Genomic DNA, 13,655 nt, shown 5'->3' with positions numbered 1-13,655 from the left:
GAGCGACCGGCCCAGGCGGCTACCAGCGGGTTCCGCTGCCCTGCCGTCCCCAGCACCGCTATCGAGAAGGGCGTGTTTCCGCACATGTTCACCACGCAGGAAGAATGGGACCGCGGCTACACCGAAGGGCGCCGTTACCGGCCGCTCACCGACGCCGAACGCTCGCTGCTCGCCGCACGTGTGCCGCCTGCTGCCGACGGACGGGCTCTCGATGTCGGGTGCGGGACCGGCGAACTCGCCGCACACCTGTCCTCGGCCGGGTACACCGTGGACGCCGTCGACTGGTCCGAGACCGCCCTCGCCGAAGCCGGCTCCCGCCACGGCGGGGCCGCTCGATGGCTCCGTCTCGACGTCGAGGAGGACGACGGGGCCGCTCTGCACGGCGACGGCTACGACCTGATCACCCTGCGATTCGTCGCTCCGTTCCTCAGCTCCCGCGACCACACCCTGGACGCGCTGGGCCGGCGGCTGCGGCCGGGCGGCACCCTCGTGATCATCACCCCGCTCGCCGTCGACACCCCCGCCGAACGGCGCGCTATCGCCCTCGCCGAGGACGAGCTTGCCCGCCTGCAGAGCCGGTGGGCGGCGGCGGAGCGGCACGACGCCGACGGGCTGGTCTTTCTCGTCCTGCGTGGGCCACGCCAGGACGAGACCGCCCCGCACGTCACAGCGCAGCACACACCGTCGAGTGCACACAACGGGGAAGGAGACACCCCCCGGCGTCGGCATCACTTCCACCTCTTGGGGCGCTACTACGCGCAGGTGGAGTCGGGACGCAAGACGATCGAGGTCCGCGTGGCCACCCACGAGAAGGCGGCCGTCGAAGTCGGGGACGCCATCGTCTTCCACGACCGGGACAGCGACCGGGAACTCGACATCGTCGTGAAGCGGATCACCACGTACAGCTCGTTCAAGGACCTGCTCAGCGCGGAGGACCCCGCCCGCATCGACCCGGACAGCCTGCGCGAGGAACTGCTCGCCAACCTCCGGGGCATCTACCCGCCGGCCAAGGAGGCGCTCGGCGCTCTCGCCCTCGAGTTCGACCACCGTCCCGCACGGCCCGGCCGTCCCATGCCGATGACACCATCGCAGTACGCGCAGACCGTTCCCCACCATACGGTGTACGGCTGCCTGTACATCCGTGACGAGCACGATCGGCCGGTGCAACTGCGCTCGGTCTACGGATCCCGGCTCTGGCAGTTCCCCGGCGGCAACCTCGACGCTCAAGGGGAGGACCCACTCCAGACCGCCCGACGCGAAGCGGTCGAAGAGACCGGTCTCGAACTCGGCCCGGAAACGCCAAGGCTGCTGCTGACGCACTTCCTGCACGCCGGGCCCCGGATGCCCCTGAACAAGGTGGGTCTCATCTTCGACGGAAGCCGACTCAGCGCGGACCAACTCCGCCGGATCCGCCTCGATCCGGCCGAGCACGACATGTGGGCCGTCCACGACCTTGCCGACTGGCAGGAGTTGATGGCACCCCTGGCCTTCGCCCGTCTCGACGCCATCGAACGAGCCCGGCGCGGCGAAGGCCCGGCCTACCTCATCACGCATACCTGATCCGCGTCACGCTGCCCACCGAGGAGACACCGTGCCCGTCGAGGACATCAACACCCAAGCCTGGAAGATCTACGGCCGGCGCCAGCTGGCTCGCGGCTACATGCCGCCCATCCCCGACCACCTGGCCTGGACGCCCTGGGAGGGGGGCGGACCGGGTGTCGAAGTCCTCGGCAACATCACCGGCCGGCGTGTCCTGGACATCGGCTCCGGGGCCGGCCACCACGCCGTGCATCTCGCCCAGGTCCACGGCGCTCGCGTCACCGGGATCGAGCTGTCGCCGACCCAGCACGAGCGTGCCGTCTCCACGCACGCGGATGTGCCGGGCGTGGAATTCACGCACGGAGATGTGGCCGAATACCTCGCCCAGTCCGAACCGTTCGACGCCGCGTACGCCATCGGCACCCTGGCCTTCATCGACCCGCACCGCGTGCTGCCCGCACTGCGCGACGGTCTGCACCCTGGCGCGCCGCTGATCCTTTCGTTCCTGCACACCGACCTGCACGGTCGCGGCCCGTCCACGGAACTGGCACCGCGCGAGCAGATGATCCTGTTGCGCGAAGATCCCCCCTTGCCGACTCAGAGCCCGTGAACAAACTGATCGTCGAGGGCGGGTGGGAATCGGCGAAGTGACGTGCACGGCCAGGACCTCTTGGTAGCAACTGCGGTGTCGAAGCCCAGTCGCGCCAAGAGGTCCTGTCATGCCGTTGTACGCCCCTGCCGCCCCCGCTGTCGCCCCGAATGGGCAAGCTGACTGTCCGTGCCTGGCCTGCCGGTTCGGTCACGGCCGCCGTCACCCGGCCCGGCCCCGCCGCTACACCTCGGACACCACGGACGTGGAGTGGCAGGTCATCGCAGCGGTGCTGCCGTGGCCGGCGTGGCTGGACGGCAACGGCGGGCGGCCGGAGGAGTACTGCCGCCGGCTGATCGTGGATGCGATCTTCTACGTCGCGGACAACGGCAACAAGTGGCGCAATCTGCCGGGCGACTTCCCACACTGGCGCACGGTGCACACGATCTTCACCCGGTGGTGGCAGGACGGAAGCGTCGACGCCATCCACAATGACCTGCGCGACGAGGTCCGCCGGTCCGAGGGCCGGGACACCGACCCGACCGCTGCGATCATCGACTCGCAGTCGGTACGCGCAGCGGAGACGGTCGGTGCCGACAGCCGCGGGTACGACGCGGGCAAGAAGGTGGCGGGCCGCAAGCGCCACGTGATCGTGGACACGATCGGCCTGCTCCTGGTCGTCATGGTCACCAGCGCGAGCGTGCAGGACCGTGACGGAGCCCGTCCCGCACTGGCGCATCTGCGTGACCTCTTCGAATCGATCAGTCTGGTCTGGGCCGACGGCGGCTACGCCGGGAAACTCGTCACCTGGGCCAAGAAGAAGCTCTGGCTGACGATCGAGATCGTCAAGCGCAACGACGACGTCAAGGGCTTTGTGGTCCTGCCACGCAGGTGGGTGGTGGAGCGCACGCTGTCGTGGATCTTCCAGCGCCGCCGCTGCGTACGCGACTACGAACGGTTACCCGAGCACCACGAAGCCATGGTCAAGTGGTCCATGATCATGCTGATGTCACGGCGCCTGGCGGGCACGAAGGACGCCAAACACCGGAAATGATCAGTTTGTTCACGGGCTCTCAGATGTGGGTCCTCGCACCGCAGCTGTGGGAGGACCTGCTCACCGAGTACGGCTTCCGTGTCGAGGCCATCGACCTGCTGCACCACCCCGAGGAAAGCGCCCCGGTCATCCAGCAGCTCATCCGGGCCCGACGCCTGCCCGACCGGCCGGCGCGGGTTTCCAGCCGCCCCCGCAGCGTCAAGCCACCGCAGGCGCACGCGGCCGTGGGTGTCGGCGCGATCCTCCTCAGCGCGCAGGGACTGCTCCTGGGCCGCCATCGTCGCGGCACCCTCGAACTGCCCGGCGGAACCGTCGAGGCCGGGGAATCCCTCGAAGCCGCGGTAGTCCGCGAACTCCGCGAGGAGACCGGCCTGATCGCCCGCCCTGCCGACGTCAGGCTCCTGGGAACGCTCGTCGACCACGTCGAAGATGTCCTTCGGGTCACGGTGGGTGCCCTCGTTCACGCCTGGCGGGGACAGCCGACCCGGCAGCCGGACGAAAGCGTCGGCGACTGGGCCTGGTATCCCCTGGATCAGCTTCCCGACGGTCTGTTCGTGTGCAGTGCACACATCCTGACGGCCTGGCATCCCGACCTGCCCATCGACCACACCCCCGCGCACTTCACGCCCTTCGCCTACGGCCCATCGCCCTCCACGCCGATGGGCGGCGTGGCATGACATCCACCCGCGAGCCCGGGCTGTTCCGGTCCCTGTGGCAGCTCCAGCAGCGCACCGCGAGCAAGACGGACAGCACCACGTGACCGGCCCCGCGCTACTCACCGGTGTTCTCACTCCTCATCCTGCCGCTTGCGGGGCGCGATCGACCAGGACGCACACGTCAGGCCGCTGCGAGCGTCAGGAGCGCGTCGACTCCCTCTGCGGCGTGCACTCGCTGGAACTGGGGGACGAGGTCCTGGACCAAATGCTCGCAGCGTGGGGCGCTGATTCGGCGGGCGAGCACCAAGGCTTCGCCGGCGGCGGCTGCGGCGAGTTCCGGTTCGCCGAGCTTGAGGTGGCTGGCGGCCTGGTAGGCGAGGAAGACGCCTCGGGTCTTGTCGCGGGCCGCAGGCAGCAGGGCCTGCCCTTCGGTGATCAGCTGGTGGGCGCGGGCGGTGTCGCCGAGATCGAGGAGGCACTGGCCGGAGTCGACGGCGAGGTCGGCCTCGGACATCCACGAGCACCAGGGCGGCAAGGGCCGGGTGGTCGACGCTCCCAGGAGTTGTTCGGCCACGGTGAGGGCTCGCCGCGCATCCTTGCCGTTGCCCTGGACTGCGAGTGCACGGGCCAGGCGCAGGTTGAGCAGGGACTTCGCGGCGGGGTGCTCGGTGCGGGTGAGGGCGTGGGTGAGGATGCCGACGGCGGTGGTGTGGTCCTGGCGCCAGGCTGCCTGGTAGGCCAGGTCCCCGAGCATGGCGGCGCCCATGTCGTGGTCGCCGGTGGCGTGGGTGCTGTGCAGGGCGGCGACCCAGTGCTTGGTTGCCGCCGTGTGCAGACCGTGGTCGAAGCGATGCCACGCGACGGTCTGGGAGAGGGAGGCTGCCAGCGAGTGCAGGCGGTTGCCGATCAGCCGGGTGAAGCGGCCGTGCTCGATGAGATCGGTGACCGTCGCGAGGTGGGCATCGAGGAGCATGGCCAGGTGCTGGCGCTGCTCGGTGGCGACCGAGCTGAGCTTGCGGGTGCTGTCTTCGAGCATGGTGACGAGATCGTCCCCCACGCTTCTGGCACCGCCGGCGGCAGCGAGGGCGGGCACCACCCCGGTGTCCGCCCAGGCGGCGGCAAGGCCGGTCAGGACGGTGCCCGAAACGGTGAGGAAGGCACGGCGGTCCATGGTGCTGATGAGGGCCTCCCGGAGGGCGGGCACTGTGCTGGCGGGACCGAGAGCGACGACGCCCGACTCGTCCCAGTGAAGCCAGTTCGGCCAGTTCCCCGGGTCGACCGCGTCAGCCGGCATGCCGAGGGCCTCGGCAAGATAGTGCTGGTTGTCGGCGTCCGGAGTCACACCCAGGACCTCCCACTTGCGCAACCGGGCCTTGTCGGTGCCCGAGCGCAGGCCCCGGCGGGCTGCGGCAGCGCGGATCTTGGCCGCCAGGTCAGGGCGAGTCAGCCCTCGTTGCGACCGGGCGTACGTGAGCGGGTGGGTGAACTGGTCCACCTCGACATCAAAGCACCGTCCACCTCCCTTCGCCCTTGCTTCGATGCAGCGGGACTCCTGCGGGACTCCCGGCAAACTCTGTGCGGATACGCACAGTTGATGGATCCTCAAATACCTGCCCGAGCGGCAGAAGCGGCTCTGGAAGATGCGCTCGCACACGCTCGCTGCGACGTCGTCGAGGGGCTCGCCGCCAGCCCTAAGCTCAGCCCCCTCCGTTCCGACCGACAGCCCGGGTGCAGTCGGCGGACGCGATCCATCACCAGCCTGTTTAACCGATCCCGTGAGGGGTGTACTCATGCCTGAGAAGATCACCAAGGCCAAGGTCCTGTGCTACGTCGTGCGTGACGGAAGCCTGCTCGTCCACCGCCACACCGACTTCCCGTGGGAGGAGGTCGGCGTCCAGGTGCCGGCCGGCAGCGTCCGCGAGGGCGAGGAGCCCGAGGCGGCGGCGCTGCGCGAGGCCCGCGAGGAGACCGGCCTGCACGATTTCAAGATCGTGCGGAAGGTCGGCGTGACCACGTACGACATGACGCCGTACCGGCCCGAGATCCAGGAGCGGCACGTCTTCCTCCTAGAGCTCGCCGAGCCGACCCCGGACCGGTGGCCCAGCCAGGAGGACCACGACGGGAAGCAGGAGCCCACCCGGTTCGAGTGCTTCTGGATCCCGCTGGAGACCGCGCACGTGCTCCAGTCCGGGCAGGGCGCCCTGCTCGGCCACCTGTACGACTGACTACCCATCCGGCCCTAGCCATCACGGAGGCAGCCGATGCTCAGCACCACCGGCCGGCACGGCCCGATCGACGAGCTGTACCGCAGCCTGGACACCGAAGACGCCCCCAGCGCCGTGTCGGTGATTCTGAAGCTGCGTGGTGAGACCTGCGACATCGACTGCCTGTACTGCTACGAGAAGCGCAAGGAGGCCCCGGGAGGAGCGCGGATCGGCGCCGGCCAGGTTCGACGCCTGGCCGAGATCTTCCCGGGCCGACACCTCGCGGTCGAGCTGCACGGCGGCGAGCCGCTGACGGCGGGCCGCGAGCACGTCGCCGAGGTGCTGCGCGAGCTCGCCGCGCAGCAGGCGGTGGTCCGCGTCTCGATACAGACCAACGGCGTCCTGCTGGATGACGAGTGGCTGGACCTCTTCGACAGCCTGTACCCGGGGCTGCAGATCGGCATCTCCTTGGACGGGGACGCCGAGGGCAACTCCTGGAGGATCGGCTACGACGGAGAGCCGGTGTACCCGAAGGTCGCCGCCGCCCTGCGGCTCCTAACCGCACGGGGCCGCAAGGCCGGGGTGATCGCCGCGGTCACCCCGGCCGTACTCGGCCGCGCCGCGCGGGTGCTGGACCACCTGGCCGGGTTCGAGGCGGTCAATGCCATCAGCTTCGTCCCCTGCTTCGACACCGCTGTCCAGCGGCCCACCGCGGCTTCCGGGCGCCGTCTCCCGGTGAGCCGGCAGCTCCAGCAGACGGCCGTCGGCGCCGAAGGCGGGCCCGCCTGGGCGATCAGCCCGGAGCAGTACGCCGAGTTCGTCCTCGCCGCCACGGCCCGGTGGATCGAAGCCGGGTACTACACCCGGCTAAAGCTGGAACCGGCGGTGTCGACCATCCGCCGCCTTCGGGGGCTGGGGTCCGGGTTCTGCCACTTCTCCAACCTGAAGTGCGATCACGTCTTCACGCTCTACCCCGACGGTCGGCTGGGCAGCTGCGACGAACTCCCCTGGCCCCAGGCCCAGCTCACCCGCCTCGACCAGGTCACGGAAGAGTCCGAGATCGCCACCGCCCAGCGTCGGCTCCCGTTACTGAACCAGGGCAAGGACCTGATGGGACGGTGCACCAGCTGCTCGTACCGCTCGGCGTGCGGCGGGGGCTGCATCGCCACCCGGTGGCGTTACGAGAAGGCCGGGGACCAGGACGCGTACTGCGACTACCGCATGCGGATGATCGACGGGATCGCGGCCCTGCTCGCCCAGCCCGCTCATACCGACGGTGCCTGGTGTCGAACGGCCCGCTGGCGCCCGCGGATACCGAACAGCATGCGAGACATCAGCGGCTTCCTCGCTCGGTGGAATCGCGTCGACGCGGCGCGCCTGCCGGTGCGGCTGCACACCAGCGCGTACGGCAACATCAACACCGTAGGTGAGCCGGGCATCCACGAGGCCGACGACATCGACCCGTCCCACCCCCAGTGGCACCTGGCGATCGAGGCCGGCGTCCGCCCGCTGGTCGACGCCGTCACCGGCCTGTGGAACTGCGTCACGTACGACAGCTGCCAGGGCCACCCGTACGACGGCCTCGACATGGCCCCCGTCGAACGCCGGATCGGGATCCTCCCGCGCGACCGCGCGGAGTACGCCCGCGTGGCCTCCGCCCTGTGCCGCGCGGCCACCGCCGCCGCCCCCATCCTGCCCGCTTCCGTCCAGGTGACGCTGGGGCGTGCCAAATTGGAGTGCGAGAACAGCGGGCGCAGCGTCCCCGTACTGGACCTGATCCTGCTGCCCACCCCAGGACACGACTGGCCCGCTTACTTCGCGGCCGTGGACGAAGCGACGCAGGTTGTCACGGACGCACTCGGACGCGAACGGCCGACCGGGTACGAATGCGCCTGCCCCGACCCCTCGCCGAAGGCGTCCCTGCCCGCGGGGGTGCCGAGGTGACCGCTGCCCGGATCCCGGACGCGCTGACCGTCCACCAGCTCCTCGGGCGCATCGTGTACTTCCACGTGCTGCTCATCGCACCCGAACTGCCGGGTACCGGACTGACGTCGGCGCCGGGACCGGTGTGCTGCAACCACCGGTTCCCCAGGCCCCTGTCCCTCGCCACGGCGCTGAAGGGCTCCGCGTGGGGTGCCCTGGCGGAAGTCGCGACCGAGCTGCCCGAAAGCCACCGGCCCTGCCCGCACGCTTCGGAGACGTGCTGCGCGACTTGCCGCATCGCCTCGGCCGCATCGGCGCTTGGGAGGGGCTGGGCGGCTACCGAGCACCGCGCCTACCACCAGAGCGATCCGGACGCCCGGCTCGTGGACGGCTGCGGACGCGCGGCGGCCGACCGGATGGGGCGGGTCTTCGCCGCCCAGCACGGAACGTCGTGCACGGTGCTGGACCGGCTCGCTGCCGAGCCGCCGGCCACCGCGAGCCTGCCCGGCGTGGGCGAGCTGCCGCTGACCGGAGAGCTGCTGGCACTGTGGGCCGACCCGGCCGCCACCATCCAGGCGCCCGTGGCCAGTTGGCTCAACCACTGCACCGGCCTGGGCGACGTCCGCCGCGTGCTCGAATTGAGGAGGACACCTTCGTGATCCACATCGCCGAGACCGTCACCAGCGGAAGCGTCGAGGGCTTCCTCACCCCCGACGAGCGAGAACAGCTCGCCACCGTGATGCGTACCTTCCTCACCGGGGAACGCCGAAGGCACTTTGGTGAGCAGCGGACCAGCTCCATCCACGAGATCCCCGGCCACACCCCCGAGCACGCGATGGCTGTGTACGAGCCGGCCGGGCGGGTGGAGGTCCCGAAGATCCCCGAGCAGGCCGAGCAACTGCTCCAGGACGCCTTCGACCGCGCCCGCCACGCCCTGTCCCGTGTCATGCCCTCGATCACGACGTGCCGGCCGTGGACATACGTCGAGTACGGGCCCGGGCAGCACATCACCGCCCACCTCGACGGCATCGCCCCCGACCCGCTCGCCTGGCCCCGGCAGATCGCCGGCATCAGCGTGGTGATCAACGAGGCGGAGGCCGGCGGTGCGTTCTACGTCGAAACCTCTTCCAGCAGCCGCCTGTGGAACACCCGCATCGGCCAGGCGTCCGGCAGCGGGTACGCGCCCGGCATGTGGCTGGCGCACGACGGCGTCGACCACTCCGCCGACTGGTTCGCCCAGATACCCCGGACCCGCTGGAGCGTGAGCCCTGCCCCGGGCACCGCCCTGCTGTACGGCTCCCAACTGGCCCACGGCACCGAGCCGGTGGTCCGCGGCCGGTGCGCGAAGTTCATCAGCTGGCTGACCGCCGAGAACGGCGAGCGGTGAAGGGGGTGCTGCTGGCTGTGGAGGGCATATCCGGAGCGGGCAAGAGCACCCTGCGCGACCGGCTCCTCGCCGCCGCCCGGGCCGAGGACCTGCCTCTGGGACACATCGGCCAGTTCTCCTGGCTGTCGCTGCCCGCGACCCGGACGATCGTCCGCCTGCGCTTCGGCAGCAGGGCGGCCGACAGCGCGGAGGCGATGGCCGCCGCACGGCGCGACCTGGACCTGCACGGCCGCCACAACCTCGCCCCTGCCCTCGCCCTCGGTCACGTCGTCGCCGACCGGCTCACCCTGTCGACCGCGTGCCTGATCTCCCTGGTCCACGACCTTCCCGTGACCGACTGCGTCCAGCAGCTCGCCCAAGTGCGCGCCGCCCGCGCGGAACTGACCATCCTGCTGACCACACCGCCCAGCCTGTGCCACGAACGCCTCTCCCACCGGGCCACGCAACGCCGCTTCGGCGAGGACCCGCCCACCGCCGCACGCCTCGCCGGCCTGTACGAGCAGGCCGCCGACGCGTGGACGGAGAAGACCGGGCTGCCCGTCCTGCGGCATCCCTGCGACGCCGGCACCGACCTGGACGCGCTCATCGCCACGTGCCTGTCCCACCTTCGCCGAGCCGCCTTACCGGCGGCACACATATAGAGGAGCGCCCCGCTGTGAGCCTGCACCCCATGCACCCCGCCGCCTGGGTCCTCGACCAGCTCGGCGCCGACGGATGGCGCGTCAACAACCTGCTTTCCTTCACCCGCGCCAGCACTCTGGTCCTCGTCAGCCGTGGCGACAGCGCGCCGGTGGTCCTCAAGGCCGGGTTCGGCAGCAACCACGTCCTCGCCGAACTCGACGAGGAAGACCGGCTGGCCGCGTACGGTTTCTACTGGTACACCGAGATGACCTCGGACGAGCGCGCCCTCGCCCGAGAGGACTTCCGGCACGAGATCAGCGTCGCCAGAACCGCGACGGGAACCAAGCACGTCGTTCCGCTGCTGGAAGAGGGAACCACCGACCGGTTCGACTGGTACACCATGCCCTACTGCCCCGGCGGCAGCTTCCGCTCCTGGCTCGTGGGCCCGCACGACCAGAAGTCCACAACCACCGGCCTGAGCATCCTGGCCGATGTCGCGGTCGGCCTCACCCAGCTACACGAGCGCGGCATCGTGCATCGCGACGTGTACCAGGAGAACGTCCTCGTCCACGACGGCCAGGGCTTGATCACCGACCTCGGCGCCGCCCGGCGCACCACCGCGCCCCGCGGTCCCGCGGGGCGCGGACCGGAGGTCCACTGGCCACCGGAGTACGCCTCCGCCTACAGCACGGCCACCCCGGCCGCCGACGTGTTCAGCCTCGCGATCCTCGCCTACCGCTTCGTGTGCGGGGATATCCCGCGCCACGGGCACTCCCGCCTGGACTCCGCGCCAGCCTCGCTGCGCCCACTGCTCGCCGGGGCGCTCGCGTCCGAGCCCAAGGACCGTCCCGAGATGACTGAGCTGCGCGACGGCCTCCGGCAGGCGGCCGGACCGACTCCCGCGCCGCAACCGCGCCGCGGCCAGTAGCCCACCCCTGGAAGGAGGGACCGCAGTGTCTTGCGCCCGATCGCCCCCGCCCGGTCTCCGAGCACACGACAACCACCATCCCCCATCACCGAGAGGACGAGCCCATCATGACCGAGAACCGGACCCCCGAGTCCTTCCTCGCCGCCGTGGAGAGCCTGCGCGACGGCGAGGAGACCGTCCGCGCCACCGCCCACACCTCCAGCGTCTCCGCCGAGGGCTGGACCGCCGCCGAGCCGGCCTCCACCCCCGAGGGCACCGACGTCTGAGCTGACGCTCACTGATACGCCGGCGGCGTCCCGCCGGTAGCAACCCTGGGGCCGGATCCACCGGTCCGGCCCCAGACCCAACCGCAGCCGGAAGGACCACTCGTGCCCGCACCCGCTCTCGGCTTCGCCTTCTCCCCCATCCAGACCCTGCACCAGGACCGCACCCGGCAGATCCACAGCCTCTTCCAGACCGACGCCCCTTCGGACGAGCGGCCGGCTGATGCCTACTGCCTGGCCCACCACACCCTCGAAGGCGCCGAGAGCGCCGCCCGCACCGGCGACACCAGCGCCTTCCACTGGTACCAGGCCCACCCCGACGCGAACGGGCCGGCCCTGTCCACGCCGACCGCCGTCGGTCCCCGCATCGTCGTCTCGCCCGACCCGAGCCGTATGCCGCGCTCATCGCTCTCGGACACCTCGTACTACGTCCTGGGTCCCAGAACCACCGCCGCCCCGCCGGACGAGCTCGACCTCGCCTCGGCTGCCTACGCCACCGCCGCCGAGACCGGATTCGGCGAACTCCTGGCGGACCACGCGGTCGTCGTCTGCCTGCTACGGCGCAAGCACCTCGGCGACACCCTCGTCAGCTGGGCCATCACCCGCCTCCCCGGCACCGTCCACTGCGACCACGTCGGCGACCCCACCGTGCTGGCCCGGGACCTGATCCACGAAGCCGGACACAACTGGCTCAACGACGCCCTGGCCGCCACCAAGTGCAAGATCAGTGAGGACACGAAGTTCCACTCCCCCTGGAGAAACACCCAGCGCCCCGCGTTCGGCTTCATCCACGCCTGCTGGGCCTTCCCTCTCACCATGATCTACACCGCGCGCATCCTGCCCGAGACCCACGGAGACGTACGCCGCTTCCTCGCCTCCTACCTCGACCAGCAGCGCCGCCTGCTCGCCACCACCGCAGACGACCACAGGAACGCGCTCGGCCTCATCACCCACCCCGTCCTCCGGCAGCACCTGCAGAACGTGCATACCGAAGCCCTCTCCCTGTAACCCAGGTGCCACATACGCGCGGCAGCCACACCCACAATGCGAAGCGGAGCACGCTGTTCACGCGCGACCGGTCCGCGGCAACGAGATCTAACGGTCAGGAGCCTCGCCCGCCCGGCCTTCTGGGAGGTCGGGCGGGCAGCCGAGAAGCGATGCCAGGACTTCGGCCGTTGCAAGCAAAGTCGGGTCCGAGTAAGCCGGTCCCACAAGCTGCACGCCGATCGGGAGCCCATCCACGTTTTGTGCAACAGGTACGACCAGGCTGGGCAGACCGACGTGACTGGTGAGGTTGGCCCAGCCGGTCTGGTCGAAGAAGCTCCGTTCGACGCCGTCGACCACGAGGGTGCGACTGCTAGCCGGGATCGCCGGGGTGGGGGCTGCTGGGGTGATGAGGACATCGTGCTCGGCTTCGGCGAAGAACCGCTGCCAGGTCTCCCGAAACCAGAGGCGCTCTTCGTTGGCGCGGAGCCAGGCTCGGTGCGTCTGCGTCCGGTGGCGGCGAAGCCGCCCGCGTCCGCGTGGTCGGCTACCGCGCCCCAGGCCGCCCCCTGCCCTCCGCCGACCTGCTGGAGTACTGCGGCATGTCCGCCGCCGCACTCACCGACCAGGCGCTCTCGATGCTGAAGGAGCCGCGATGACTCTCCCGCTCGCACCCGACCCTAAGTAGCTGGCCGCCTTCGACCGCGGCGGCCTGCTCATCCTGCGCGGCGCCCTCGACCCCAAGGTCCGCGACCGCGCGGCCGAGGCCGCAGGCCGACTCCTCGCCACGGACCAGACCTCGGGCCGGGACCGCTCGGTCGACGGCAAGGACGGCTTCCGCGGCGTCGTCGCCCTGGACGACGCCTTCCTGCCGCTCGTCGCCAACCCGGCCGTGCTGCCCACGCCCATCGCGCTGCTCAGCCCCAACATCCATCTGCTGTCGAGCAACCTGATCTCCATGCCGTCCCTGTCGGACGAGCAGCGCACCATCCGCGTGCCGTCCCGGCACGGATGGCACCGCGGCATGTCCTCCACCGTGGCCGACCTCGGCGTCAAGTACACGCCCCGCCTGGCGATCAAGGTGACGTACTTCCTCACCGCACCAGGCCCGGACGCCGGGCTCACCATGTTCGTGCCCAGCAGCCACACCCGCACCGGACCCGTCACCGTCCCCCAGGGGGACATCGGCCCGTACGACATGGTGCTCTTCGAGAACCGCACCTGGCACGTCGGCAGCCTCAACCGCTCCGGACACACCCGGCCGGCCGTGATGCAGTACGGCTACCGGCAGCTCAACGCGGTCGACGACCCCGACCTCGCCCTCCTCGACCGGCCGGACCTCGACGCCGTCGAGCGGCAGCTCCTCGGCGCCCGCGACCGCCGCCCCGACGGCTCCGTCGCTCGCGAGGGCTCCGGTGCCCGCCCCCCTCACCGACTGGTGGCAGCGCCTGACCGGCGCCCCGGCTCGTTGACCGATCCCCGACCCTGACCGCGCCACCGCGGGAGA

General features: G+C 70.6%; 14 protein-coding genes and 1 pseudogene. 13 read left to right on the top strand and 2 right to left on the bottom strand.

The annotated features are described in order from the left end of the window. Window positions 1-84 precede the first annotated feature (84 nt). From AC6F7H_RS28665 to AC6F7H_RS28650, 4 genes and pseudogenes are all read left to right on the top strand, one after another. Window positions 85-1,560 (top strand): methyltransferase domain-containing protein, encoded by a 1,476-nt coding sequence (locus AC6F7H_RS28665; protein ID WP_500760023.1) that lies wholly within the window; start codon window positions 85-87, stop codon window positions 1,558-1,560. A gap of 31 nt (window positions 1,561-1,591) precedes the next feature. Next, entirely contained in the window at window positions 1,592-2,149 is a 558-nt protein-coding gene (locus AC6F7H_RS28660; protein WP_500760020.1) for a class I SAM-dependent methyltransferase, read from the top strand. A 244-nt stretch (window positions 2,150-2,393) separates the two neighbouring features. Further along, window positions 2,394-3,182: an IS5 family transposase gene (locus AC6F7H_RS28655; protein WP_500760019.1), complete on the top strand. Its 789-nt coding sequence runs from the start codon at window positions 2,394-2,396 to the stop codon at window positions 3,180-3,182. 17 nt (window positions 3,183-3,199) lie between these two features. Continuing rightward, window positions 3,200-3,859 (top strand): annotated as a pseudogene (locus AC6F7H_RS28650) (nucleotide triphosphate diphosphatase NUDT15); the annotation flags it as partial. A gap of 160 nt (window positions 3,860-4,019) precedes the next feature. Here the strand turns inward: AC6F7H_RS28650 and AC6F7H_RS28645 are convergent. Then, window positions 4,020-5,333 (bottom strand): NsdA family TPR-like regulatory protein, encoded by a 1,314-nt coding sequence (locus AC6F7H_RS28645; protein WP_500760018.1) that lies wholly within the window; start codon window positions 5,331-5,333, stop codon window positions 4,020-4,022. Between the two features lie 295 nt (window positions 5,334-5,628). Here AC6F7H_RS28645 and AC6F7H_RS28640 point away from each other — a divergent pair, with 295 nt between their 5' ends. The 8 genes from AC6F7H_RS28640 to AC6F7H_RS28605 all read left to right on the top strand — a co-directional run bounded on the left by AC6F7H_RS28640 (window position 5,629) and on the right by AC6F7H_RS28605 (window position 12,172). Then, window positions 5,629-6,063 carry an NUDIX hydrolase gene (locus tag AC6F7H_RS28640; RefSeq protein ID WP_467330461.1) on the top strand — a complete coding sequence of 145 codons (435 nt, stop codon included), beginning with the start codon at window positions 5,629-5,631 and terminating at the stop codon, window positions 6,061-6,063. Window positions 6,064-6,099: 36 nt separating this feature from the next. Then, the gene (locus AC6F7H_RS28635) at window positions 6,100-7,986 is read left to right on the top strand and encodes a radical SAM protein (RefSeq protein WP_500760017.1); all 1,887 of its coding nucleotides are present in this window, start codon (window positions 6,100-6,102) and stop codon (window positions 7,984-7,986) included. Further along, window positions 7,983-8,624, top strand: coding sequence for a hypothetical protein (locus AC6F7H_RS28630; RefSeq protein ID WP_500760016.1), 642 nt, complete (start codon window positions 7,983-7,985; stop codon window positions 8,622-8,624). The genes AC6F7H_RS28635 and AC6F7H_RS28630 overlap by 4 nt, the downstream gene beginning before the upstream one ends. Beyond that, window positions 8,621-9,352, top strand: a complete 732-nt coding sequence (locus tag AC6F7H_RS28625; protein WP_500760015.1) for a hypothetical protein — start codon at window positions 8,621-8,623, stop codon at window positions 9,350-9,352. The genes AC6F7H_RS28630 and AC6F7H_RS28625 overlap by 4 nt, the downstream gene beginning before the upstream one ends. A gap of 5 nt (window positions 9,353-9,357) precedes the next feature. Next, complete coding sequence (locus AC6F7H_RS28620) at window positions 9,358-9,993, top strand: nucleoside/nucleotide kinase family protein (RefSeq protein ID WP_500760013.1); 636 nt, start codon at window positions 9,358-9,360, stop codon at window positions 9,991-9,993. A gap of 14 nt (window positions 9,994-10,007) precedes the next feature. Further along, entirely contained in the window at window positions 10,008-10,901 is an 894-nt protein-coding gene (locus AC6F7H_RS28615; RefSeq protein ID WP_500760011.1) for a protein kinase domain-containing protein, read from the top strand. A gap of 107 nt (window positions 10,902-11,008) precedes the next feature. Beyond that, the gene (locus tag AC6F7H_RS28610; protein ID WP_388279268.1) at window positions 11,009-11,167 is read left to right on the top strand and encodes a hypothetical protein; all 159 of its coding nucleotides are present in this window, start codon (window positions 11,009-11,011) and stop codon (window positions 11,165-11,167) included. A gap of 102 nt (window positions 11,168-11,269) precedes the next feature. Then, window positions 11,270-12,172 carry an aKG-HExxH-type peptide beta-hydroxylase gene (locus AC6F7H_RS28605; protein ID WP_500760010.1) on the top strand — a complete coding sequence of 301 codons (903 nt, stop codon included), beginning with the start codon at window positions 11,270-11,272 and terminating at the stop codon, window positions 12,170-12,172. Window positions 12,173-12,259: 87 nt separating this feature from the next. On the opposite strand, the gene AC6F7H_RS28600 is transcribed toward AC6F7H_RS28605, so the two are convergent. Continuing rightward, complete coding sequence (locus AC6F7H_RS28600) at window positions 12,260-12,709, bottom strand: amidase family protein (RefSeq protein ID WP_500762104.1); 450 nt, start codon at window positions 12,707-12,709, stop codon at window positions 12,260-12,262. A gap of 127 nt (window positions 12,710-12,836) precedes the next feature. Between AC6F7H_RS28600 and AC6F7H_RS28595 the strand changes: the two genes are divergently transcribed. Beyond that, entirely contained in the window at window positions 12,837-13,637 is an 801-nt protein-coding gene (locus AC6F7H_RS28595) for a phytanoyl-CoA dioxygenase family protein (RefSeq protein WP_500762102.1), read from the top strand. Window positions 13,638-13,655 lie beyond the last annotated feature (18 nt).

The sequence above is a fragment of the Streptomyces sp. MMS24-W38 genome, assembly GCF_059889265.1.
The sequence above is the reverse complement of the archived record's forward strand: the minus strand, read 5'-3'. Positions and strand labels throughout refer to the sequence as shown.

Excerpts from the sequence above, each read along its gene's own strand:
- AC6F7H_RS28665 (WP_500760023.1), top strand. The coding sequence starts at position 85 with ATGTTCACCACGCAGGAAGAATGGGACCGCGGCTACACCGAAGGGCGC.
- AC6F7H_RS28640 (WP_467330461.1), top strand. The coding sequence starts at position 5,629 with ATGCCTGAGAAGATCACCAAGGCCAAGGTCCTGTGCTACGTCGTGCGT.
- AC6F7H_RS28635 (WP_500760017.1), top strand. The coding sequence starts at position 6,100 with ATGCTCAGCACCACCGGCCGGCACGGCCCGATCGACGAGCTGTACCGC.
- AC6F7H_RS28610 (WP_388279268.1), top strand. The coding sequence starts at position 11,009 with ATGACCGAGAACCGGACCCCCGAGTCCTTCCTCGCCGCCGTGGAGAGC.